Source organism: Duganella margarita (assembly GCF_009857535.1).
Lineage (GTDB): Bacteria > Pseudomonadota > Gammaproteobacteria > Burkholderiales > Burkholderiaceae_D > Rugamonas > Rugamonas margarita.
On record NZ_WWCS01000007.1, the window covers coordinates 77647 to 102063 of the forward strand.

The 24417-nt window shown below is 64.3% G+C and carries 21 protein-coding genes; 4 read left to right on the forward strand and 17 right to left on the reverse strand.

Annotated features, from left to right (window positions below; genetic code table 11):
* Positions 1-34 precede the first annotated feature (34 nt).
* Positions 35-601 (forward strand): dCTP deaminase, encoded by a 567-nt coding sequence (dcd, locus tag GTP55_RS12850; protein ID WP_110847696.1) that lies wholly within the window; start codon positions 35-37, stop codon positions 599-601.
* Between the two features lie 27 nt (positions 602-628).
* Here the strand turns inward: dcd and GTP55_RS12855 are convergent, their stop codons facing one another.
* The gene (locus GTP55_RS12855) at positions 629-2290 is read right to left on the reverse strand and encodes a sensor histidine kinase (RefSeq protein ID WP_161045336.1); all 1662 of its coding nucleotides are present in this window, start codon (positions 2288-2290) and stop codon (positions 629-631) included.
* Between the two features lie 3 nt (positions 2291-2293).
* Entirely contained in the window at positions 2294-2986 is a 693-nt protein-coding gene (locus tag GTP55_RS12860) for a response regulator transcription factor (protein WP_161045337.1), read from the reverse strand.
* Positions 2987-3190: 204 nt separating this feature from the next.
* On the opposite strand from GTP55_RS12860, the gene GTP55_RS12865 reads away from it, so the two are divergent.
* The 3 genes from GTP55_RS12865 to GTP55_RS12875 all read left to right on the forward strand — a co-directional run bounded on the left by GTP55_RS12865 (position 3191) and on the right by GTP55_RS12875 (position 5544).
* A complete protein-coding gene (locus tag GTP55_RS12865; protein WP_161045338.1) occupies positions 3191-3778 on the forward strand; it encodes a Spy/CpxP family protein refolding chaperone in 588 nt (195 codons plus the stop codon).
* Between the two features lie 57 nt (positions 3779-3835).
* Positions 3836-4570: a hypothetical protein gene (locus tag GTP55_RS12870; RefSeq protein ID WP_161045339.1), complete on the forward strand. Its 735-nt coding sequence runs from the start codon at positions 3836-3838 to the stop codon at positions 4568-4570.
* A gap of 71 nt (positions 4571-4641) precedes the next feature.
* Entirely contained in the window at positions 4642-5544 is a 903-nt protein-coding gene (locus GTP55_RS12875) for an intradiol ring-cleavage dioxygenase (RefSeq protein WP_161045340.1), read from the forward strand.
* On the opposite strand, the gene GTP55_RS12880 is transcribed toward GTP55_RS12875, so the two are convergent.
* The 15 genes from GTP55_RS12880 to GTP55_RS12950 form a co-directional block, all read right to left on the reverse strand.
* Positions 5545-6978, reverse strand: a complete 1434-nt coding sequence (locus GTP55_RS12880) for a DUF1501 domain-containing protein (RefSeq protein ID WP_161045341.1) — start codon at positions 6976-6978, stop codon at positions 5545-5547.
* Between the two features lie 12 nt (positions 6979-6990).
* Positions 6991-8748 carry a DUF1800 domain-containing protein gene (locus GTP55_RS12885; protein WP_161045342.1) on the reverse strand — a complete coding sequence of 586 codons (1758 nt, stop codon included), beginning with the start codon at positions 8746-8748 and terminating at the stop codon, positions 6991-6993.
* Positions 8749-9021: 273 nt separating this feature from the next.
* Entirely contained in the window at positions 9022-11274 is a 2253-nt protein-coding gene (locus tag GTP55_RS12890; RefSeq protein WP_110847703.1) for an arginine/lysine/ornithine decarboxylase, read from the reverse strand.
* 205 nt (positions 11275-11479) lie between these two features.
* Positions 11480-12049: a DUF4337 domain-containing protein gene (locus tag GTP55_RS12895; protein WP_161045343.1), complete on the reverse strand. Its 570-nt coding sequence runs from the start codon at positions 12047-12049 to the stop codon at positions 11480-11482.
* Positions 12050-12068: 19 nt separating this feature from the next.
* Positions 12069-12554 (reverse strand): dihydrofolate reductase, encoded by a 486-nt coding sequence (locus tag GTP55_RS12900; RefSeq protein WP_161045344.1) that lies wholly within the window; start codon positions 12552-12554, stop codon positions 12069-12071.
* Between the two features lie 39 nt (positions 12555-12593).
* Entirely contained in the window at positions 12594-13025 is a 432-nt protein-coding gene (gene yidD / locus GTP55_RS12905) for a membrane protein insertion efficiency factor YidD (protein ID WP_161045345.1), read from the reverse strand.
* On the reverse strand, positions 13022-13720 hold the full coding sequence (locus tag GTP55_RS12910; protein ID WP_161045346.1) for an alpha/beta fold hydrolase: 699 nt from the start codon (positions 13718-13720) through the stop codon (positions 13022-13024). Before GTP55_RS12910 ends, yidD begins: the two co-directional genes overlap by 4 nt.
* A complete protein-coding gene (locus tag GTP55_RS12915) occupies positions 13717-14688 on the reverse strand; it encodes a thymidylate synthase (protein ID WP_161045347.1) in 972 nt (323 codons plus the stop codon). Before GTP55_RS12915 ends, GTP55_RS12910 begins: the two co-directional genes overlap by 4 nt.
* Positions 14689-14818: 130 nt before the next feature.
* Positions 14819-16339: a DEAD/DEAH box helicase gene (locus GTP55_RS12920; RefSeq protein WP_161045348.1), complete on the reverse strand. Its 1521-nt coding sequence runs from the start codon at positions 16337-16339 to the stop codon at positions 14819-14821.
* A 40-nt stretch (positions 16340-16379) separates the two neighbouring features.
* Positions 16380-17468 (reverse strand): threonine aldolase family protein, encoded by a 1089-nt coding sequence (locus GTP55_RS12925; protein ID WP_161045349.1) that lies wholly within the window; start codon positions 17466-17468, stop codon positions 16380-16382.
* A gap of 24 nt (positions 17469-17492) precedes the next feature.
* Positions 17493-18236: a sterol desaturase family protein gene (locus GTP55_RS12930; protein WP_161045350.1), complete on the reverse strand. Its 744-nt coding sequence runs from the start codon at positions 18234-18236 to the stop codon at positions 17493-17495.
* A gap of 72 nt (positions 18237-18308) precedes the next feature.
* Positions 18309-20147, reverse strand: coding sequence for an ABC transporter transmembrane domain-containing protein (locus GTP55_RS12935; RefSeq protein WP_161045351.1), 1839 nt, complete (start codon positions 20145-20147; stop codon positions 18309-18311).
* A gap of 61 nt (positions 20148-20208) precedes the next feature.
* Entirely contained in the window at positions 20209-21300 is a 1092-nt protein-coding gene (locus tag GTP55_RS12940; RefSeq protein WP_161045352.1) for a lipocalin-like domain-containing protein, read from the reverse strand.
* A complete protein-coding gene (locus GTP55_RS12945; protein ID WP_161045512.1) occupies positions 21300-23852 on the reverse strand; it encodes an ABC transporter permease in 2553 nt (850 codons plus the stop codon). The genes GTP55_RS12940 and GTP55_RS12945 overlap by 1 nt, the downstream gene beginning before the upstream one ends.
* A 131-nt stretch (positions 23853-23983) precedes the next feature.
* Positions 23984-24415, reverse strand: a complete 432-nt coding sequence (locus tag GTP55_RS12950) for a DUF4124 domain-containing protein (protein ID WP_161045353.1) — start codon at positions 24413-24415, stop codon at positions 23984-23986.
* Positions 24416-24417 lie beyond the last annotated feature (2 nt).

The following is a 24417-nucleotide window of genomic DNA, read 5'->3' on the forward strand; positions in this document are numbered from 1 at the left end:
TCGGGCATTGTAAAACTTGAAGGATGGCATTGCGATGACGATTAAAAGCGATAAATGGATACGCCGGATGGCGGAAGAACACGGCATGATCGAACCGTTCTTCCCGGATCAGGTACGCCAGGAAGAAGGCCGCAAGGTAATTTCGTACGGTACTTCGTCGTACGGTTACGACATTCGCTGCGCCGATGAATTCAAGATCTTCACCAACATCAACAGCACCATCGTCGATCCGAAGAATTTCGATTCGAATTCCTTCGTGGACGTGAAAAGCGACGTCTGCATCATCCCTCCGAATTCGTTCGCACTGGCCCGCACCATGGAATACTTCCGCATTCCGCGCAGCGTGCTGACGGTGTGCCTGGGCAAATCGACCTACGCCCGTTGCGGCATCATCGTCAACGTGACGCCGTTCGAGCCGGAATGGGAAGGGTATGTGACGCTGGAGTTCTCCAACACCACGCCGCTGCCGGCCAAGATCTACGCCGGCGAAGGCTGTGCGCAAGTGCTGTTCTTTGAGAGCGACGAAGTCTGCGATGTGTCCTACAAGGACCGCAACGGCAAGTACCAGGGCCAGCGTGGCGTGACCCTGCCAAAAGCATAACGATAACGCGGGCCTCGGCCCGCGTTTTTATTTCTTCACCGGTAAAACCATCTCGACGCATAAGCCGCCGCCGGCACGGTTGCTGGCTTTGATGCTGCCGCCGTGCGCCTGGATCACATGCTGGGCGATCGCCAGTCCCAGGCCATGGCCTTCCGTGCTGGCGTTACTGGAGCGGAAGAAGGGCTGGAAGATGGTGTCCAGATCGGCCGGCGATACGCCCGGTCCGCGATCCAGCACCCGGATCACCAACTGGCGCGTGTCGGCCAGCGCGCGCACCTGCAACTGCACCTCGCCGCCATCCGGGCTGTGCTTGATGGCGTTGCGCACCACGTTTTCGATGGCGCGACCCAGCAGGTCGGGCTGGCCCATGACCTGCACATCGGCCTCGCCGTCCTGCACCACGCTGCGCTGCTGGCTGGCCGCTTCGTAGCGGGCGTCGTCGGCGATCTGGTCGAGCAGGTCGGCCATGCTGATTTCTTCCTGCGACGCCTTGATGGCGCCGGCTTCCAGACGCGCCAGCGTCAGCAGCTCACCGACCAGCTTGTCCATGCGCACGCTTTCGCGTTCGATGCGCTCCATCGACGCATTCAATTTCTCCGGCTGCTGATGCGCAAGCCCAATCGCGGCCTGCAGGCGCGCCAGCGGCGAACGCAATTCGTGCGAGACATCGTGCAGCAAGCGGGTCTGGCCGTCCATCAGGCTGCGCAAGCGCGCGGTCATGCGGTCGAAGTCGCGGCCTAGATCGTTGAGTTCGTTGCCACTCTTGCCGCCGTTTTCGTTGGCGAAGCGTGGCGACAGGTCGCCATTGGCGGCGGCGTCAAACGCTTGCCGCAAGGCGCGGATCGGACGCGAGAAGTACCACGCCAGCAGGACCGAGAACAGCAGGCTGGCCAGGATGGCGGCGGCAATCGGCACCCACGGGCCGAGCGGCTGGAAGCGCGGCCCCCATTGACGCTCGCCGCCCATGTCGCCTTGCATGCCGGGGCCGGGGCCGCCGAAGCCTGGCTGGCCGTCGCCCGGCATGGGGCCGCGGCTACGGCCATCGCCAGCCTGGGCGCCGTCCAGCGCCGGTATGGTGCCGGTTGGGCCGGTGGGGCCGGGTGCGCCGGCAGGGCGGTTGGCGTCACCGGCCCTGCCAAAGCCCGGCGGCGGACGGTTGCCACGGTCTTCAAAACGGTCGCGGCCATCGCCGCCTTGCAGCACCGAGGCCGCCTTCATGGCCATTTGCGCGCCGCCGCCCAGGCCTGCCAGCAGCGGACGGTTGTCGCCGTCCATGCCGCGCAGGCGTTCGCCGGACGGCAGGAACAGCATGTAGCGCTTGCCGTCGTCGCCGGTCACCTGGCGCACCACGCGGCGCTTGCCGTCTTCCTTCAGGCGCACGCGGGTTTCCTGCAAAGTCTTGGGATTGACGATGCGGCCCAGCAGTTCGTGTTCCTGCTCGTCCACCGCGTAGACGCGATGGCGGTCCATGTTTTCCAGCATCCGCTGCAGCGCCTTGACGCCACCGAATTCCAGCGTGGCGGCGGCCGCGTTGATGGCCATCTCGGCCGGCGGGCTGGTGTCCAGGTTGACCAGCGGGCTGGTCTGCTGGTTGCGGTTCTTCAGCCAGATGGCGCTGCCGATGCCGACCGTGGCGGCAAACTGCGCCAGCAAGATGCACAGGAAAAATTTCCAGAACAAACGACCCAAGGCTTACTCCTTGATCAGCTGGTAGCCGAGGCGGTACACGGTTTGCAGGCAGGAGCGGCCGTCGGCGATGGTGCCGAGCTTGTGGCGCAGCGAGCTCAGGTGGACGTCGATGTTGCGGTCGAAGCGCGCCAGCGGGCGGCCCAAGCCTTGCTCGGACAGGGTGTTCTTGCTGACCGGACGGCCGGCGTTACGGGCCAGCACTTCCAGCAGATTAAATTCGGTGCTGGTCAGCTCCAGCTTGTCGCCGGCCCAAGTGGCGCGGCGCTGTTCCGGCCACATGATCAGCTGGCCGACCGAGATGGCGGTCTGCTGGCTGTGGTCGGCCGGCGCGCTTTGTGCGCGGCGCAGGATGGCGCGGATGCGGGCGGTCAGTTCGCGCGGCGTGCACGGCTTGGCCACGTAGTCGTCGGCACCCAGTTCGAGGCCGACGATGCGGTCGGTGTCGTCGCCGCGGCCGGTCAGCATCAGGATGGGCAGCTGGCTGTTGGTGCGGATGCGGCGCAGGGTTTCCAGGCCATTCATGCGCGGCATCATCACGTCGAGGATGGCGATCGCATACAGGCCGGTAAAGGCTTCGGCCGTGCCGGCCTCGCCGTCGTGCACGGCTTTGACGTCGAAGCCTTCCTGTTCCAGGTATTCCTTGAACATCCCAACGAGTTCGATGTCGTCGTCTATCAGCAGTACTTTGCTCTTCATTGCCGCACTTTTCTTTAGATACAGATCGTCAATCATAACAGCGCCCATGCGGCTTCCGGCGCGGTTTTACCCGGATTTACAACGTATTGCCTTATGGGAATTGGATGTCAGATCATCATCTTTACGCAGATTTACCTTGCCCTAACGCCACTTAACGGGGGCGGCCCAGAAAATGATGGCTCACTACCAATCAAGGATCAGGGCATGAAAACATCAAAATCAAATGGTCGCAACATTCTGCTAGCTGCCGTGCTGGCGCTGCCGCTGTTGACGACAGGAGGCGCCGCCCGCGCCGGAGACATGGATGCAGACCAGCCGCCGCCGATGGCGCAAGGCGATCATGGCCCACGTGGCCCGGAAAGCGATGACCGTGGCCCAGGCGGCCCAGGCTCGCGTGGCGCCCCGGACGGCGGCCCCGACCACGGCCCAGCCTTCGGTCACGGCTTTGGCCCCGGTCCAGGTTTCGGCCCTGGCCGTCCGCCATTCTTCCACGGTCTGGAGCTGAGCGAAGCGCAGGAAGACAAGGTCTTCGCCATCCTGCACGCCGAAACCCCGTATCTGCGCGAACAAGGCAAGGCCGCCGCCAAGGCCCGTGAAGCGCTGCACGCGCTGGCCAGCGCCGACAAGTATGACGACGCCAAAGCCGCTGCGCTGGCCAGGGAGGCCGCAACGGCCGAAGCCAACATCGCCTTGCAGCGCGTGCGGACGCAACAGAAATTGCTGGCCGTGCTGACGCCGGAACAGCGCAAGAAGCAAGCCGACGACCAACCGCGCCATCCGCAGCGCGATTAACGTTTTTTGCAAAGCAGTGCCCGTCATGACCTCTAAACCAAATAAGCGGAGAATCGTATGTCAATCAGCGCCCTGAGTTCCACCAGCGCCGCCAGCGCGCTCAGTTTCCTGAGTCGCCTGAGCAGCACCAACGTCAGCAGCAGCAACGCCAGCAACAGCGCCGACAGCACGCAAGGCGTGCGTCCGCCGCCACCACCGGATGGCGGCGACTTCGCCAACGCCATCGCCGAAGCGCTGAAGTCGATCGGCATCACCGACACCTCGTCGAGCAGCAGCGCCAGTTCCAGCAGCGACACCTCGACCGCGTCGACCACCACCGATAGCACGGACAGCACCACCACCGATGCCACCGACGTGGCGGCTGCGCTGGGCAGTTTCCTGCAAAGCCTGATGGGTGCGCTGCACGCACAAAACAGCAGCAACGACACGCCGCCGCCATACAGCGAGCAGTCGGCTGGTGGCCAGGGCGGTCCCGGCAAGCTGGATTCCGACCTGCAAAGCCTGATCGCCAAGCTGAGCTCGGGCACCACCGACAGCAGCACCAGTACCGACAGCACGGATGGCGCCGACAGCAGTGATGCGGTCGACCAGCTGGAGAGCTCGTTCGCCAACCTGCTGGAGAAGCTGGGCGTCAGCACCAGCACGAGCACCGACAGCACGGCCAGCACCGATAGCAGCACCAGCACCTCCAGCAGCGACGCCACCAGCAAGCTGGAAGCGTTCCTGCAAGCGCTGTCGACCAAGGTCGGCAATCACGGCAGCAGCGGCAACCTGGTCAATACCACGGTCTGATGTCACACCAGTTGCATCCGCCGCCACGCCTTGCGCGTCGCGGCGGCTTTCTCACCCAAGCAGGAGCAGGTATGGATATCCACGACGAAATGCACGAACACAGCCTGGCCGAAGATCTGGCCGCAATGCTCAACCTGAACAGCGACCGTCGGCAGACGTTGCGCTGGCTGCTGGCCGGCGCCTCGACGCTGCCCATGATGGGTTGCGGTGGCGGTTCCGACAGCGCCAGCGGAACCACCAGCACCACCTCGGCCGCGACCACGACGCCGACCACGACCACCACAACCACCACCACGACGACCACGACCACCACGCCGACCGTCGGCTCGTGCTCGGTTATCCCGGAAGAGACCGGCGGCCCGTATCCTGCCGACGGCACCAACAGCACCAGCGCTGGCGTGGTCAACGTACTGACGCAATCGGGTGTGGTGCGCAGCGACATTCGCAGCAGCTTCGGCAGCGCCAGCGGCACGGCGGGCGGCGTGCCGCTGACCATCAAGCTGCAGATCGTCAACGCCAACAACAACTGCGCGGCACTATCCGGCGCCGCAGTGTACCTGTGGCATTGCGACCGTGACGGCAACTACTCGTTGTATTCCAGCGGCGTCACCGGCCAGAATTATCTGCGCGGCGTGCAGGAGACCGACAGCAGCGGCAACATCACCTTCACCACCATCTATCCAGGCTGCTATTCGGGGCGCGTGCCGCACGTGCACTTTGAGGTGTATCCGTCGCTGGCCAAGGCCACCACCGCGTCGAGCCGCATCAAGACGTCGCAGTTCACCTTCCCGGTGGCGACCAGCAACGAGGTGTACGCCACCAGCGGCTACAGCGCCAGCGTCAAGAACCTGGCCGCGATCAGCTTCGCCACCGACAACGTCTTCAGCGACGGCTATTCGCTGCAGATGGCCACTATCACCGGCAACGCCACCGATGGCTATGTCGCCACGCTGACGGTGGCGGTTTCCGCCTGATCAGCCGGCCATAAAGCCGAGGTTGCGGTTGCTGAAGTTGCCGATGTTGGGAAACACGTCGGCAATCTGCGTGGCCGACAGGCCGAACCAACTGGCCAGCGTGGCGCCGTACTGATCGACCGAGGTGGTTGGCAGGAGCGATCCCGAACCGACGTCCAGTGCGTGACCGAGGCCGGTCACCGGCATGCTGCCATAGATGTCTTTGCCCTTGACTGCGCCGCCCATGATGAAGTGGTGCGCACCCCAGCCGTGGTCGGTACCGTCGCCGTTGCTGGTGAAGGTACGGCCGAAATCGGAGGCGGTAAATAGCGTCACCTGCTTGCGCATGTCGGCGCCTTGCAGGTTGCCCATCACGCCGTCGAAGTAGGCCATGGCGTGCGCCAGCTTGGCCAGCAGGTCTGCCTGATTGGTGCGCTGGAAATCGTGGCTGTCAAAGCTGCCCAGACTAACGTAAAACACCTGGCGGCGCACGCCCAGCGTGCTGCGGCCGCCGATGAGGCGGGCGACCGTCTGCAACTGTACCGCCAGCGGATTGACCGCCGCCACGCCGGTATTCGGATTGACGTACTGGGTGGGATCGGGAACGCCGCTGCCGACCGCCGACATGGCGCTGCTAAGCGTGGCCTGGGCGTTGATGGCGCGTGCGACCACCGCCGCATGGTCCTTCTGGAACGGATCGGACTGTTCGCCGCTAATGATCTGGCGCAGTGGATTGCTGCCGGCCGGCAGGCCGAACAGGCTGTCGTTCAGGCGGTTGATCGGCACGGCGCTGCTGCCGCTGATCTGGTATTGGCGTACCGTGCGGCCGGCCAGGAACAGCGCATTGCCGGCATTGGAGACGCAGGTGAAGGTGGAGCTGCCGTTGGCCGAGGCCATGATGTCGGCCATCCGCCCACCCCAGCCCGAGGTGGCCGACGATTCCATTTGCGACGACTGCCACGTGGCTTGCTGGTCGTTGTGCGAGAACAGGCGCGGCGGAAGCGCTACGGCGCCGGCCTTGTACTGCGCCAGCGTGGTCGGCTGGATCAGCGTGCCCACATTGGCCAGCACGCCGAGGCGGCCGGCGTCAAACAATTCCTTCAACGGCCCCAGCGACGGATGCAGCGCAAACGTGCGGCCGGCCTGGGGGCTGTTCGGCACGATCGGCAGGACGCCGCCGGTGGCGCCGACGCCGGGCAGGGCGATCGAGCCGCTGTCGGTGGTGGTGCGGATGCGCTGGTATTCGCTCCACGAGCTGCTGTCGGTCGCCAGCACGGTATTGAAATGGTCGTTGCCACCGGCCAGGAACAGGCAGACGATGGCTTTGTAGTCGCTGGCGTTCTGCGCGGCGGCATTGCCCATAGCCGCCAGATTCAGCGTGAAGGGTACGGCGCCGGTGCCGGCCAGGGCCAGCATATTGCCGAGGAATCGGCGGCGCGAAGGGTGATGGTGCATGGCAGTCCTCTTTTAGCGTTGGGCCAGGTATTCAGGCGAGGCCATCGTCAGGAAGATGGCCAGGTAGACGCGGTTCTTTTGCGCCGTCGCGATGGTGGCGGCGTTGGTGGCGGTGGCGGCCGGCAGGGCGACACCGTTCAGCGCCGTGATCAGCTGGTTGCGCAGCGTGCCCGACATCTGGCCGCCAACCAGCAGCAGGGCGACGCGGTCGACCAGTTGTGCCGGCTGCGCCGCCAGCGCCAGCTCGGCGCTGTAGTCGGGCTGGATGTCGCGGCCGTTGCCGGCGCCGTTGGGGATCACGCCCTGCATGTAGTTCAGGTAGCCCGTCGCCGACGGCTCGCCGGTGATCTGCATCTCCGGCGCCACCATGCCGGCGGCGGATAGCGCGCTGCCCGGTGGCGTGTAGCCGGGTCGGAAGAAGTTGAAGACGGATGGCGCGCGCAGCGCCGACTGGGCCAGACCGCTTAACGCATCGTCAGTGCCGACCATGGTGAAGCGGCCGCTGGTCGACTTGGCGTTGAAGGCGCGCATCCAGTTGACCATGCGCAGCACCGGCTCGCGCAGCTTCTTGGCGCTGCCAGTGCCGGCGGCTTCCGGATCGAGCAGCACGGCGCGGAACACGGCGCGCATGTCGCCGCGCACGCCGGCGCCGTTGTTGTTGAATGCGGCGGCCACGCGGCTGATGTAGGCCGGGCTCGGATTGCTGGAAACCAGGCGCTGGATCAGCTGGCGGCCGATGAACGGGCCGACGTTGGGATGGTTGAATAACGTATCGAGTGCCACCTTCAGGTCGGCCTCGGCACTGCCGTTGGTCGTCACGCCCAGGAAGGTCTTGGCCGAAGTGGAATGGTAGGTGCTATAGCTCTGCATCGGCGTCCAGTCGCGCGCCGGGTCGGCGTTGCCGCCGTTGAAACGGGTAGCGCTCTGGTCGGGGCCGGCCCAGCTCCAGCCGGTGAATACCTTTGCCAGGCCCATGACATCGTCGTGGGTGTAGGTTTCGATGGGCTTGCCGCCACTGGTCTTGATGCTGCCGTCCTGGTTCAGCTGATACAGTCCGATGGTCATCAGCTGCATGACCTCGCGCGCGAAATTTTCATCCGGCACGCGGGCGCCGGCTTCCTTCTGGTTACGCATGTGACTCAGATAAATGCCCATCATCGGATGCAGGGCCACGCCTTGCAGCAGATTGCGGAAATTGCCGAAGGCGTGCTGGCCCAGCATGTCGTAATAGCCGGCCACGCCGGCCGAGCGGGTTCCTACGTTCGGATCGACCATGGAAATTACGAAAATCTGCGACAGGGCAAAGGCGGCGCGCTGGCGCAACTGGTCGTCGCCGATGGCGGCCTGCTTCCAGAACGATTCCAGCATGGAGTAAGCCGTCAGGCCGCCGGCGGCCGTTCTTTCCTGGATGTAGTCACGGTGCAGCGTTTGCGGCATGGCGAACTGGCTGTTGATCCAGGCGGACTTGTTACTGGCGACCAGCGCGTCGATGGACGCGGCGGTCGGGCCGAAAGTGGCCTGCGCCAGGAACTGGGAGGCGGCCGCCTTGGAGAGCGTGATGGCAGTGTCGCCGGCCGGCGCAGCGGGCGTGGACGGGGACGCTGGCGTGGCCGGTGCCGCTGGTGAGGCTGGTGCAGTTGGCGTGGTCGGCGCCGGATCGGCGGGGGTAGTCACTGCGGCGCCGCCGGCGCTGCTACTCGGCGCCGTGCTGCCGCTCGACGTGCTGCCGCCACCGCCGCCACCGCCACCGCAGGCGGCCAGTGTCAACATCACAGCGACCAACAAGGAAGAGGAAAGTTTCACGATATTGCCCAATGGAATTAACGGGCTCAATTGTAAAACCGAGTGACGTACGGAAACTTATTTTGTTTCTTAGCGAACAGCCAAAGTTAAGCTATTCTAATTTTTATCGCCGACGATCGGGCTAAAATGCCAAAATTTGGACGAACTTATTCGATTGAAAACTAAGATGATTGTTTGTAAATGTCACATCCTCACAACGAAAAAGGCAGCCGAAGCTGCCTTTTGGGTTTTGCCTGATGCTTATTGCTTAACGCAATCCACGAAGTAACCGCGCTTGCCGTCGACTTCGCGCTTGACCAAGCCGTGGACGTCGGTCTCGAAGCCTGGGAAGCGTTCGTTGAAGTCGCGCGCGAAGCGCAGGTAGTCAACGATGGTCTTGTTGAAGCGCTCGCCCGGAATCAGCAGTGGAATGCCCGGTGGGTAAGGCGTCAGCAGGATCGAGGTGATGCGGCCTTCCAGCTCGTCGATCGCCACGCGTTCGATTTCGCGGTGCGCCATCTTGGCAAATGCGTCCGAGGGTTTCATCGCCGGCACCATGTCCGACAGGTACATCTCGGTGGTCAACCGCGCCACGTCGTAAGCCTTGTAGAAATCGTGGATCTGCTGGCACAGGTCGCGCAGGCCCATGGTTTCGTAGGTCGGATTGGCAGCGGCGAATTCCGGCAGGATGCGCCAGATCGGCTGGTTCTTGTCGTAGTCGTCCTTGAACTGTTGCAGCGCGGTCAGCAGCGTGTTCCAGCGGCCCTTGGTGATGCCGATGGTGAACATGATGAAGAACGAGTACAGGCCGCACTTCTCGATGATCACGCCGTGCTCGGCCAGGTACTTGGTGACGATCGACGCCGGAATGCCGGTGTCGTCGAACTTGCCGTCCAGCGACAGGCCAGGGTTGACGATGGTGGCCTTGATCGGGTCCAGCATGTTGAAGCCCGGCGCCAGCTTGCCGAAGCCGTGCCAGTCGTCTTCCGCCTTGATGATCCAGTCTTCGCGCGTGCCGATGCCTTCTTCGGCGAACTCGTTCGGGCCCCATACCTTGAACCACCAGTCTTTGCCCCATTCAGCGTCGATCTTCTTCATGGCGCGGCGGAAGTCCAGCGCTTCCAGGATCGATTCTTCCACCAGCGCGGTGCCGCCCGGCGCTTCCATCATGGCGGCGGCGACATCGCACGAGGCGATGATCGAGTATTGCGGCGAGGTCGAGGTGTGCATCAGGTACGCCTCGTTGAAGGCGTCGCGGTCCAGCTTGACCGACTCCGATTCACGCACCAGCACTTGCGAGGCCTGCGACAGGCCGGCCAGCAGCTTGTGGGTCGACTGGGTCGAGAAGATCATCGACTCCTTGGCGCGCGGACGGTCCTTGCCGATCGCGTGCATGTTCTTGTAGAAGTCGTGGAAGGTGGCGTGCGGCAGCCACGCTTCGTCGAAGTGCAGGGTGTCGATCTGGCCGTCCAGCATTTCGCGCAGGGTCTCGACGTTGTACACCACGCCGTCGTAGGTCGACTGGGTGATGGTCAGGATGCGCGGCTTCTTGTTCACCGCTTCGCGGGCGAACGGGTTGGCCTCGATCTTGCGCATGATGCTTTCCATCGTGAACTCTTCCAGCGGAATCGGACCGATGATGCCCAGGTGATTGCGGGTCGGCATCAGGAACACGGGAATCGCGCCGCACATGATGATCGAGTGCAGGATCGATTTGTGGCAGTTGCGGTCGACCACCACGATGTCGCCCGGCGCCACGGTCGAGTGCCAGACCATTTTGTTGGAGGTCGAGGTGCCGTTGGTGACGAAGTAGCAGTGGTCGGCGTTGAAGATGCGGGCGGCGTTGCGCTCGGACTTGGCGACCGGACCGGTGTGGTCCAGCAGTTGGCCCAGCTCTTCGACCGCGTTGCAGACGTCGGCGCGCAGCATGTTTTCACCGAAGAACTGGTGGAACATCTGGCCGATCGGCGACTTCAGGAAGGCTACGCCACCGGAGTGGCCGGGGCAGTGCCACGAGTAGGAACCGTCGTTGGCGTATTCCACCAGCGCGCGGAAGAATGGCGGCGCCAGACCGTCCAGATAGGACTTGGCTTCGCGGATGATGTGGCGGGCCACAAACTCCGGCGTGTCCTCGAACATGTGAATGAAGCCGTGCAGTTCGCGCAGGATGTCGTTCGGGATGTGGCGCGAGGTGCGGGTTTCGCCGTACAGGTAGATCGGGATGTCGGCGTTCTTGTAGCGGATTTCTTCGACGAAGGCGCGCAGCGACTTCAGCGCGGTGTCGGTGTCTTCCACCGAGCCGGTGCCGAATTCTTCATCGTCGATCGACAGCACGAAGGCCGATGCGCGCGATTGCTGCTGGGCGAACTGGGCCAGGTCGCCGTAGCTGGTCACGCCCACCACTTCCATGCCTTCTTTTTCCATTGCATCGGCCAGGGCGCGAATGCCCAGGCCGGACGTGTTCTCAGAACGGAAATCCTCGTCAATAATGACGATGGGGAAACGAAATTTCATGCATGTCTCCAAAAAAGCAAGCCGCCCCTGACAGGATGTGAAGGGGCGGACAGGGCGCGACCCCTCGGATGAACGGGCCGCCAAAAAATAAGAACGGGATTCTCGCAGAAATAGCGCTGCTGCGGGAAAAAAATTATCGTACCAGAATGCATGAGTAGCATGACGCCGCCATGACAGGCGGCAATTGCTACTCAGTTAATGTTGCTTAGTGGGCCAACCAGGCCAGGCCGCCCAGCACCAGGCCGACGCCAGCCACGCCGTAAGCCAGGCCCATCATCCACTTCTTGCGGGTCAGCAGGGTGATGGCGGCCAGCGAGATGGCGATCTGCTCGGCGGTGGTGGCCAGTGCCCACTGGTGATGCTTGTGCATCGCTTCGTCCGACTTCTCGTTCCATTGCTTGGACGATTCCTCGAACTTCTCCGCTTCCTTCTTGATGTCTTCCTTGTCGTGCTTGTAGCGGGCGGCATCGGCTTCGTAGCGCTTGGGATCGACGCCGGGCAAGGTCATGGCCAGTTCGGCCAGATTTTGGCGGGCCGACTTGGCCTGGTAGTAATTCCAGCGGTTGGCCGCTTCGGTCTTGTCGATGGCGGCGTTGTTCTTGAACAGGGCGGCGTCGTTCTGGGTGGCGCCGCCGAGATAGCCGAACGCCGCGCCGACGGTGGCCAGGATGGCGGTCATCACGGCGATGTTGTTGGAGAAGCCGTCGCTACCGTGGGCAGCGTGTTCCACTGCGTGATCGTGCGGGCCGTGGACGTGGAAGCCTTCGCTAGACATTGGGTATCCTCTTTAAAACTTAGGCCTTGCGGCGCAGGGTGACAAAAGCGTAGTGCAAACCGGATGCTGCGGAGACGTGTTCCTCGCGGGCGGTTTCCTGCCAGGCGGTGGCGTCGATCTCGGGGAAGAAGGCATCGCAATCGAAGGTATGGGCGATTTGCGTAATAATCAACTGGTCAGCCAGCGGCAGCGATTGCCGGTAAATCTCGGCGCCGCCGATGACAAAGCCCTCGGCGCCGTCCAGCAGCGCGATGGCGGCGTCGATCGAGCCGACGGTTTCAACGCCGTCGTGCGACCATTTATCGTTACGCGTAACGATAATGTTGCGGCGGTTCGGCAGCGGGCGGCCGATGGAGTCGAAAGTCTTGCGGCCCATGATGATCGGGTGGCCGGTGGTGGTGCGCTTGAAATGCGCCAGGTCTTCCGGCAGCTTCCACGGCAGCGTGTTGTTGATGCCGATGCCGCGCTGGGCGTCGGTGGCGACGATGATGGTGAGTTTGCTCATGATTCTCGATGCGGTAAAGAGGCGTCATTATCGTTGAAATTACGGCCCAGGGGGCGGCGGCATGCGCACGTATTGCTCGTCGCTGCCGCGCTGGCGACGGCTGCGCCACCAGTCGCGGCAATCGCGGCCGTCGGTGCAGTTGCTGGCGCAGTCGAGGACGTCGCAGGCATCACCGGCATTGCAGTGCAGGTTCGGCAGGTCGCATGGCAGGTCGCAGTGGCCGGCCTGGGCGCGGTAGCGCGCGCTGATGTGGCGCGGCGGCGAGTGGCGATGGTGGACTTCCGCGCATGCCGTCAGCCGACGGTTGAGTAATGCCAGTCCCCTCAGCAGGCCGTGGCGGGTGATCACGCGCTTGCCGTAGCCCGAGCAGCTATCGCGTCCTGTGTGGATGCGGAAGGAGCATGCAAAGCCCTTCAGCGGCGACAGGTAGCGCTGGTAGAACCAGATAGCTGCCAGGGCCAGGACTTTCATAGGCTGCGGTGGAAGTCCTGGAGGTAGCGGGCCAGCGTCTGAGGCGCCTCCAGCGGCATCATGTGGCCGGTGCCTTCGCCCAGCATGTGCAGCTGGGCGCCGGGCCAACTGGCGGCCAGCGCGCGGACGTCGGCGGCGGGCGCCAGATTGTCATGTTCGGCGCCGACGATCATGGCCGGGCAGTGCAGGGTGTGGACGCGGTCCATCAGCTCCGGGCGTTCGATGGTGCTGCGGAACTGCGCCAGCAGCAAGTCCTTGCCGAGGTCCACGGCCATTTGCTGGATCACGCCGACGATGGCCGGATCGTCCATGTGTTCCGGCGCGACGATTTCGCGCAGGCGCATCTGGGTCATACCGGTGTAGTGGTTTTTTTCCAGCTGCGGAATGATGCGCAGGCGCGTGGCTTTTTCCTTGTCCAGCAGTTTTTTGCCGGCGCTGCCGATAATAGTCAGCGAGGCCACGCGTTCAGGGTGGGCCAGCGCGTATTCCATCGCCAGGTAAGCGCCGAGAGAAAAGCCAACCAGATGGGCCTGTGGCGCGCTGTGGAAGCCGATCAGCTCCAGCATCTGCTCGCGCGTTTGCGCCTTGTACAGCGGGACGTGGTTGAATTCAAAGCCATCGCCCAGCAGCGGCAGCAGCCGGCCCCACATGCGCTCATCGCACAGCGTGCCGGGGACGAAATCCAGATGCGTCATACGGCCATGGCGGCGGTGATCGGTGCATGGTGCTGGTAACCTTCCAGCGCGAAGTCGGACGGTTCGATTTTTTCCAGCCACTCGGGTTCGTACTTGCCTGTCTGCGCGAACGCTGGCACGCGGTCGGCGATGATGAGTTGCGGCAGCGGGAACGGTTCGCGCGTCAGCTGCTCCTGCACCATCTCCATGTGGTTCTCGTAGATGTGCGCATCGCCGATGAAGTAGGTGAACCAGCGCGGCGTGTAGCCGGTCAGGCGGCCTACCAGATGCATCAGCGCTGCGCCTTCCGCCAGGTTGAATGGCGTGCCCAGACCCAGGTCGTTCGAGCGCACGTAGAGGCACATCGACAGCTCTTTGGTGGTCGGATTGGGCAGGAATTGATACAGCAGATGGCAGGCCGGCAGGGCGACGGCGTCCAGCACCGCCGGATTCCAGCCGTGGAACAGGATGCGGCGGCTGCCGGGATTATTCACGATCGTGTCCAGGCACTCGCGCAGCTGGTCGATGGCTTTGTAGAGCAGCACTTTCTGCACACCGTCTTCGTCAATCGGCGCGACCACGGTGAAGCCGTTCTTTTGCGCGTCGGCCAACTGGGCTGGCTGATCGGCGTCGATCACCTTATAGCCTGGCCACTGGCGCCATTGCACGCCGTAGACCGGGCCCAGGTCGTCGGTGCCCCGGCGGTATGGGTTATCCAACCATTGCTGGTTTTCGTTGGCGTTCTGGTCCCAGACCTTGCAGCCCAGCGCGCGGAAGTCGGCGGCGCTGCGCGAAGCGCGCAGGAAGGCACACAACTCTCCTACCACAGATTTGAATGCCAGCTTTTTGGTCGTCACCGCAGGAAAACCTTTGGTCAGGTCGAAGCGCATCATCGCGCCCGGCACGCTCAGTGTGCGGATGCCGGTGCGGTTGTCCTGCCAGCTGCCGGTGTCGATGACGGTCTGGATCAATTCCTGGTATTGCTGCATTCAGTTCTCCAACGTAGGGTGGCGCAAATATCCGTCATTCCCGCGCACGCGGGAATCCATACACAGCATGGGTTCCCGCAGTTGCGGGAACGACGCAGATAGCTATTTTAGCAGGGCTGGCGCCCATCGCTCAGCGCGGGCCTGGCTTGCCTTTGCGGGCACCCGGCTTTGCCGCAGCGCGGCCGTCGGAACGGGCCTGCGATTTGGCGCCGCGCGCGCCGGTGACCACCACGGCGCCTTTTGGCGCGCCGAAGCCTGCGCCTTTGCTGCGCGGTGGGGCGGTGCGCCCGGCCGGCGCGCTACCTGGCACACGATCGCGACTGGCCAGCTTGCCGACTTTCTCTGGCGGCGTCCAGAAGCCCAACGATTCGCTGCCGCCTGCAGGCCGTGCTTCGCCCTTCGGAGGCGCCGGCTTCTTGGCCAGCGGCGGCGCCCCAGCAGGGCGTTTGGCGGCATTGGGCGGCGGACCTTTGCGCGCCGGCGCTGCAGCACCTTTCGCCGACGTTTCCGGCACGCGGTGGTCGGCTTCAAATCCCTGTTCCTCGAAACGGGGCACCGCCTGGCGGGTCAGCGTTTCGATCGCCCTTAGCACATCCACTTCATCGGCGCACACCAGCGACACGGCTTCGCCCTCCATGCCCGCGCGGCCGGTACGGCCGATGCGGTGAATGTAGTCTTCCGCCACCGACGGCAGGTCAAAGTTCACCACCAGCGGCAGCGCTTCGATATCCAGGCCCCGCGCCGCCACGTCGGTGGCGATCAGCAGCTGCACTTCCTTGCGCTTGAAGCGGTCCAAGGCGCGCAGGCGGGCCGGCTGCGTTTTGTCGCCGTGGATGGCGTCCGCCGTCAGGCCGTGGTCCAGCAATTCCTTGACCAGCGCCTCCGCGCCTTTGCGTGTTTTGACGAACACCAGCGCCTGGGTCCAACCCAGCTTGTTCAGCAGATGCAGGAACAGCTCCGGCTTGCGGCGCTTGTCGGTGGTGACCAGCCACTGCTTGACCGATTTGACGGCCGTATTGGCCGCTTCCACCTGGATCGACACCGGATCGCGCAGCAGGCCCTTGGCCAGCTTGCGAATCTCGTCCGAGAACGTGGCCGAGAACAGCAAGGTCTGACGCTGCTTGGGCAGCGCCGCCAGCAGGATATCCAGGTCGCGTTCAAAGCCCAGGTCCAGCATGCGGTCCGCCTCGTCCAGTACCAGCGTTTGCAGCAGTTCAAAATTGATCACGCCCTGGTCGTGCAAGTCGAGCAAGCGGCCGGGCGTCGCCACCAGTACGTCCAAACCCTTGCGCAGCTTGGTGATCTGCGGCTCGATCGCCACGCCGCCATACGCCACGGCGCTGCGCAGCGGCAGGTTGCTGCCGTAGCTGCGGAAGCTTTCATAAACCTGTTCCGCGAGCTCACGCGTCGGCACCAGCACCAGCGCGCGCACGCATTGCGGCGCGGTCGCGCCTTCCATTGTCAGGCGATGCAGTATCGGTAGCGCGAAGCCGGCGGTCTTGCCGGTGCCGGTCTGCGCGGCCGCCATCACGTCGCGGCCTGCCAGTACGGCGGGAATGGCTTGCTTTTGCACGGGCGTAGGCTGCTTGTAGCCCAGCGCGTCCAGCGTGCGCAGCAAGGGGTCGATCAGGCCGAGGGATTGGAAGGTCATGGTGTGGTCAGTCAAACAAAAGGGGCGCAGTATAGCCGGTTTATGCGGTCGCCAGCGCATCCGACCACAAGGCCAGGATCTCGCGTACCCGCTGATCGGACAGCGACAGCAGGTTGTCGCCGATGTACAGCTCTACCCAGCTGCGGTCCGGCAGCGCCGCATGATTGGCGCCGTTGAACAGCCACACCCCATGTTCCTGGGCGATGCGGCCGCGAATTTCCAGCGCGCGCTGGCGACTCACCGGTAGGTGAATGTGCAGCATATTGGCGTGCGGTTTGGCCGGATTGGGCGTCAGCAGCGGATAGTCGCGCAGCGCTTCATACAGCCACTGCGTGCGGCGGAAGTAGTCCGGCATCGCCGCCAGCCGCGCGTCGAACTGCATGACGGCGGCCACCACATAGGGCGTGCGCTGATAGACATTGCCGCCTTGGCGGCGGTACCATTCCTGTGCCTTGGCGACAAAGGCCGCGCTACCGGCCAGCATGGCGCCGCCCATGCCGCCGATGCCCTTGTACAGCGACACGTACACGCTGTCGAAGCCCGCTGCGATCTCACTGGCCGGGCGGCCGAATGCTGCCGTAGCCTCCCACAGACGCGCGCCGTCCATGTGCAGGTGGATGCCTCGCTCTTTGCAATAGGCTTTGATGGCCGCCAGTTCGTCCCAGCTTGGGCATTGGCCGCCGATCTCGCGCGCAGGCAGTTCCAGCGCGGCGGCGCCCAGGTGATCCGGGATGGCTTTCAGTTCATCCAGTGTCCAAGGGCGATTTGGATCGCCGATCTGCAAGGCCTGGAAATGGTCGAACAACTGGTGATTGCCGCGTTCATGCTTGAGGATATGCGAGGTGGGGTGCAGCGCCACCAGTTTGCTGCCGCGCTCCGCGCAGGCGATGCGCAACGCGGTCGCTTGCGTCATGGTGCCGGTGATGCAGAACACAGCTGCCTCAAAACCCAGCAGGCGCGCGACTTTCGCCTCGAAATCCTGTATCAGCGCGCCGCTGCCGTAGACGTCATGCGTGACCTTGTGCATTTCGCACCATTCGCCCATGGCGGCAAACAGCTCGGCGGGCGAAGGCGCGCGATGGCCTGGCAGGTGGCTGCGGCAACTGAGTTTGAGTTCTGCGTCGGTCACGGCGGTCTCCTGAAAGGCAGCATGTTACCACTTCGCCCTGTACTGCTCCTCGTAGTCCGGCGACAGGGTGCCCATCATGCGGTCCCAGAACAGGAAATACCAACTGAAGTTATAGCGCGCCTTGGCGTGGTGGATGTTGTGCGCGATGGAGGTGTTGAGCCAGCGGCCCAGCCAGTGGCGCGACAAGGCGCGCGGATACAGCTCGTAGCCCAGGTGGGTGTACACCGCGTACACGGTGCTGATGAGGGAGAAAGTGAGGATCGCCCAGCCGGTCATCGGCACGATCAGCAGGATCAGCACCCCTGCGCCGCTGTCGACGATGGCTTCCAGCGGATTGACGGAATAGGTCGACCAGGGATTGGTGTTGGTCGAGCGATGGTGCGTGAGGTGGAACCAGCGGAACAGGCGGCGGTGGTGCATCAGCCGGTGGGTCCAGTAGAAGTAGGTATCCTGCAGCACTATCGCCAGCAGGATGCTAAGGAAGAAATACGCCCAGCCATGATCTGCTATGCGCGGATAGAACTGCGTGTATTCGCCAAAGCCTAGCAGGAACAACAGCGGCAGGTAGCTGGAGAAGACGATGATGCTGCTAATGGAGGTGAATAGCTCACGGCGGATTTGCGACGCCTCGACCGGCTTGGCCTGCAACGGCTGGCGCCTGCCGGGGCGCGCGCGCCACCACAGCCACAGCGCAAAGAATGCGCCGGCGATCACCGCATAGTAGATTGCGGTTTGCTGGAGGCTATTGAGTATTCGGTGCAGCAGCATGGCGTCTCCCTGTATTGGAAGACGCCATCATACGGTTGGCTTGCGCCGGCTGTGCTTATAAAATAATTAATTTCAAGAGCGCGCCATATGCACGTTGTGGAATTGCAGCGCCGCGAGATTGGCGTAGATGCCGCCCAGCGCCACCAGCGACGCGTGCGTGCCGGTTTCGACTATCTTGCCGTCTTCCATCACGATGATGCGGTCGGCGCGCTGCACGGTCGCCAGGCGGTGGGCGATGATGACGGTGGTGCGGCCGACCATCGCCGCTTCCAGCGCGCTTTGCACCAGGCGTTCGGATTCCGCGTCCAGCGCGCTGGTGGCTTCGTCCAGCAGCAGCAGCGGTGGATTCTTCAGCAGCGCGCGCGCAATCGCAATGCGCTGGCGCTGACCGCCGGACAAACGCACGCCGCGCTCACCCAGGAAGGATTGATAGCCCTGCGGCAGGCGTTCAATGAATTCATGCGCTGCGGCCAGCTTGGCGACCGCGATCACTTCTTCATCGGTGGCGCCGGCGCGGCCGTAGCGGATGTTTTCCATGGCGTTGGCCGAGAAGATAATCGTATCCTGCGGCACGATGCCGATGGCGTCGCGCAGCGTGTGCAGGTCCAGCTGCGTGATGTCGACGCCATCGAGCTTGATGCTGCCGCGTTGCGGATCGTAGAAGCGCAGGAACAGCTGGAACAGCGTGGTCTTGCCGGCGCCCGAAGGACCGACCACCGCCACCGTTTCACCCGGCTTGATATCCAGCGACACGTGGTCGAGCGAGTTGGTTTCCGGCCGCGATGGATAGGAGAACAGCACGTCGTTCAGCGTCAGGGCGGCGCCGTTGGCTGCGCGCGGCGGCAGCGCCAATGGCGTGGCCGGCGACTGGATCTTGGATTTGACCGACATCAGTTCCAGCAGGCGCTCGGTGGCGCCGGCGGCACGCTGGGCTTCGCCCATCACCTCGGACAGCGCGCCAATCGCACCCGCCACGATGGAAGCGTACAGAATGAACTGGCCGAGGTCGCCGCCGGTCATTTCGCCCGACAGCACGGCGTGCGCGCCGAGCCACAGCACGAAGACGATGGCGCCGAACACCAGCACGATGGCCAGCATGGTGAGCACGGCGCGCGCGCGGATGCGGCGCATGGCGGTCTGGAAGGCACCTTCGACTGAATTGCCGAAGCGCTGCGATTCGATTTTCTCATGCGTGAAGGCTTGCACCGTCGGCATGGCGTTGAGGATTTCGCCGGCCATGGCGGAAGCATCGGCCACGCGGTCCTGCGAGTCGCGCGACAGCGTGCGCACGCGGCGGCCGTACATCACGATCGGCAGCACGGTCAGAATGAGCAGGCCGATGATGATGGCCGATAGCTTAGGACTGGTCACAAACAGCATCGCCAGGCCGCCGATAAACAGCAGCACGTTGCGCAAGGCCATCGAGATGCTGGTGCCGACCACTGATTGAATCAGCGTGGTGTCGGTGGTGATGCGCGACAGGACTTCGCCGGTCTGCGTGGTCTCGAAAAATTCCGGACTTTGCGTGACAACGTGCTTGTAGACCGCGCTGCGGATGTCGGCGGTGACGCGTTCGCCCAGCCAGGAGACGGTGTAGAAGCGCGCCGCCGTGGCCAGCGCCAGGATGGTGGCAAGGCCAAACAGCGCCAGGAACACCAGGTCCACATGCTTGATGCTGCGCGTGCCGGCGCCGCCGAATCCGAGGTCGATCATCTGCTTGAAGGCAGCCGGAATAGCCAGCGTGGAGGCGGCGGCCACCACCAGCGCAATGCCGGCCATGGCGAACTGGCGCTTGTACGGCGCCAGGAATGGCCCCAGCTCGCGCAAGGTGGCGAGGCTGCCTTTTTTAAGTTCACGGGATGCGTTCGGTGCAGCGGCGGTTGGCGTGCTGGCGGTGGTGCTATTGGTCATCGTGTGGCTGCGGTTACGTGAATATACTTGTTATGACGTCTGGTACGGCTTTATATTGTGCTTACAATTTCATGGCGCTGACATAGCCCGTCAGTTCCAGATAGGCGCGGCCGATGCGCTTGCCGTTACGGTTCAGCGTGACCGCACCTTCCCAGTACACCGCGCCGACCGAGCGGCGCGAATCGAGCTCCTGGTCGTCCTGCAGCGGCACTACATCCCACACGCTGCCGCCGGTGGTGAGCCGCGTGGCGACCGGGTATTCGGCATTGGTGCGCGGTGAACGCCACTTGCGCTGCGGGCTGAAACTGACCTGGTCCGGCGCGAACTGCGTGATCTTACCGGATGCGTCACGCCATGTCGCGTGCGCCCATAGTTTAGCACCTGTCTTGCTTCGGATCTGGAATGCCATTAATGCACCGCCGTCATCGAGGTTGGCGCCGATCCAATCCCAGCCGCTGGCATCGGGATCGACGTATTCGCTGAACCACTCGTGGTCGAGCCACGCGCTGCCGGTGACGGCGACCGGCTTGCCGTTGCGGGTGACATTGCCGCTCACTTGCAGGTGCGGTTCGCTGTAGTAGTAGCTGGCCTGGCCCGGGCGCGGACCCTTGCGCGAGTAGCCGCGCTGATCTTCCGGCATCACGGCCTGGCTGGGTGTCAGTTTGATGTCATATTTGAATTGCGCGCTGTCGACATGGACGGTGTAGCTTCCATCGGCGGCGCGCACCATGTGCCAGTCTTCCAGCTTGACGTCGGTGTCGCCGGTTTTGGCGTAGGACAGGCCGAAGCCTTCGCGCGCGGAGCGCTGGTCGTGTAGCAGCTTACCATTGGCCGGGTCGGATATGGCGGCGTGGCCGATGATCAGCTGCTTGGGCGCGAACTGGCTAGGGTTGTCGCGGTCGTGCGTGGTGGCGCTGCGGAAGAAGGTGACCTGGAAGCCGAGCGGCTTGCCGTCCGGCGTGTCGAGCCAGCCGGTGACGTACCACCATTCGGTTTTAAATTCCGGATGGGCGCCGTAGTCCTTGGGGAAGGACAGCGTGACGCCGGCCGGCAGCGGCGTGACCGTCGCAAACTCCGGCGCGGCGGCATGCGCCGGCAAAGACAGTGCGAGCGCCAGCGTGGCTGCGGCAAGGCGCAGCAAGCGGATGAACATCACCAATCCTCCCTGACGGCGCGTATCGGCCCGCCGGACAGCGCCTGGCGACCGGCCAGCAGCGCGGTGAGCGCGGCGGCGGCCAGCAGCAGGCCGGCCACGGTGGCCAGCAGCGGCCATGGCATGTGCAGTTGCATGGTCCAGTGGAAGGACTGCGGATTGACGACGAAAACCAGGATCAGGCTGATCACCCAGCCCAGCGCAAAGCCAGTGACGATGCCGAGTGCCGTCAGCGAGCCGCCTTCGATCGCCAGGATGGACAGCACCTGGCGGCGTGTGACGCCGACGTGGCGCAGCATGCCAAATTCCTTGGCGCGCGCCAGCGTCTGCGCCGAAAAGGTGGCGGCCACGCCAAACAGGCCGATGACGATGGCAATCGCCTCCAGTAGGTAAGTGATGGCGAAGCTGCGGTCAAATATCTTCATGCTCATGGCGCGGATTTCCGATGGTTCGCTGGCGTTCAGCGCGGCGGCGAACGGCAGCAGTTTGAGTGCCTTGATGGTGTCTTCCGGCCGGCTGCCCGGTTTGAGCGTGAGCGCCACGCCGCTGACGTCCTGTTCGCCGGTGATGGCGCGGTAGTCGCTCAGCCGCATCTGGATGGTGCCGGTGGGTCGGGCGTAGTCGCGCCAGACGCCGGCCACGAGGAATGCGCGCGGGGCGCCGGCCAGCGGCAGTTCGATGCGCTGGCCGACTTTCATGCCGTACAAATCTACCATGGCTTCCGATACCCACACCGGCGGCGGCTGGCCTGCTACCGGTGGTTGCGTGGCGCCGACGATGGCCAGCGTGCGGCCGGGATTGGCCGCATCCACCGTGCGCGCCATCAGCGTGACTGGCGGACGGCCCGGCGCCAGGGCGACGGAGCGCGTGGCCAGGAAGTCAGCGCTGGCGACGCCGGGCAGCGCGGCCACGGCCGCCTGTTCCTGCGGCCGCAAGCCGGCCGTGGCGCCGCCGCTGGCGGTACTGACGTAGATATCGGCCGGCAGGATGTGCAGCAGCCAGTCGTCCAGCGACACGCGGAAGCTGGCGACCATGATGGCCATGGCGACCATCAGGCTGAAACTGGATAGCACGCCGCCCAGCGCGATGCCAGCCTGGCTGGAGGCGTTGGCGAGGCGGGACAAGGTGAGTGTCATGACGGCCGACGCATCGGGTTTGCCGGCGGTGGCGGCGCTCCAGCGCTGGTGCGCGAAGCGGAATACGATGGCGGCAAGGCGCGGCATCAGGCCGATGGCGCCAATCAGCAGCAGGGCGATGGACAGATAGCCGAACAGCGGCAGTTCGAATATCGGTGGCGCTTGCGACAGCAGTGCGGCCAGGGCGATGCACGCCAGCGATGGCCAGGCGCGCGACAGGCGCGACATCGCGGCTTCTTCGCTGCCGGATTTGAGAGCGATGGCTGGCTTGGCGCGGGCGGCGTCCAGCGCCGGCGCGGCGCAACCCAGCAGGGCAACGGCCACGCCCAACGCGAAGTAGATGGCGGCGGCCACCGGTGTGAATTGCACTTGCGGACGCACACCGGAGAAGAAGCCGGCGCCGAGATCCGCGCCCATGAAATGCAGCGCGGCGGCGGCCAGGCCATAGCCGGCGGCGATGCCGAGGGCCGAACCGGCGATGCCGAGGCACAGCCCTTCGAGCAGGATCTGGCGCAGCAGACGGCGGCGGTCCATGCCCAGCACGCGCAGCAGCGCGAACTGGCTGCGGCGGCGGATCACGGACAGTGCTTGCGTGGAGAAGACCAGGAAGGCGCCGGTGAACAGCGCCACCAGTGCCAGCACGGTGAGGTTGACGCGGTAGGCTCGGCTCATGCTTTCGTTGCTGTTGTTTTGTTCGTCGTCGTTGGGCTGGTTGACGCGGAAGCGGCCGGGATAGCGGGCTTGCAGGTCTTTCTCCAGTTGGGCCTTGAAGGCTTCGCGGTTGACGCCATCTCGCAGCTTGAGGTCGATGCGCGACAGTTGGCCGAGTTTTGCGAAGCGCCATTGGGCGGCGCCGATGTCCATCACCGCGATGCGCTGGCCGGCGCGGGCGGCAGGCAGCGCGCCGGCGACGCGCAGTGTCACCTGGCCGGTGCCGACTTGCAGCGTGATGGTGTCGGCCTGCGGTTGCAACCATTGCTGGGCGGCGGCCGACAGGAACAGGGCGTCGTCAGCCAGGGTGTCGTTAATGTTGTTGTCGGTGGGCGTGCCGACCAGTTCCGGCGAGATGTAGCTGGCGCGGAAGGCGTCGGTGCCGATGATTTTGAGGGCGGTGCGCTGGCCTGGAACGGAGGCGTCGAATTCCAGCGTGGGGGAGGCGATGACCACACCGTCACGTTGCGCCAGTGTCGGGTAGATGGCCTCGTCGAAGAATGGTTCGGTGCCGCGCACCTGCACGTCGGCGAGGCCGGACAGGCCTTTGACGGCGGCGGAGAATTCGTTGAAGGCGGCGGCGTTGATGAGGTGGATGGCGAAGCCGAGCGAGATGCCGACCGCAATCGCGGCAATCGCCACCAGGGCCCGCACCGGATGCGCGCGCCATTCGCCCAGCAGCAGCCAGCGTGACAGCTGGCGCATCGACGCCGCCGGCGCGTCTGGGAGCGGGAGCGCACCGGCGCTTACTGGCGCGACGGGTGCCGTGGTGGTGGTTACGTCGGGCGCGGAGTGGGCGTCCGGTCGGACGGCGGAGTCGCGGGGGCTGTCGGACATTAGCGGGGACACTCCAAGCTCATGGCCTCGCCGGCGCGTTGGGCGCGCAGGCGGGCGGCTTCGGTGGCCTGGCCGGTGGCGCGGCGGGCGTCTTCGTCGGCCCAGCGTTTGTTCAGTTTGAGCTTGTCGCACTTCTTGCGCTGGACGGCGGCCGCCTGCGACACGCGCGCCGCATCGCGCTCGTCACGCTCCTCGCGCTTGAGACGCGCCTTTTCCAGCGCGTCGGCCTGTTTTTGCTGGCGGCGCAACGCGGTGGCTGCGGCGGCGTCTCGCGGCGGCGCGGCGGGCGCCTCCAGCGTAGAAGCATCTGCGCCAGCAGGGCAAGGCGCATCGCTATAAGTCGTCTTGCCATCCGCCTGGCACTTGTAGACGGTTTGTGCATACGCCACCAGCGTGGCAGCCCACATCACGACAACGATCAGCAGTTTCATGT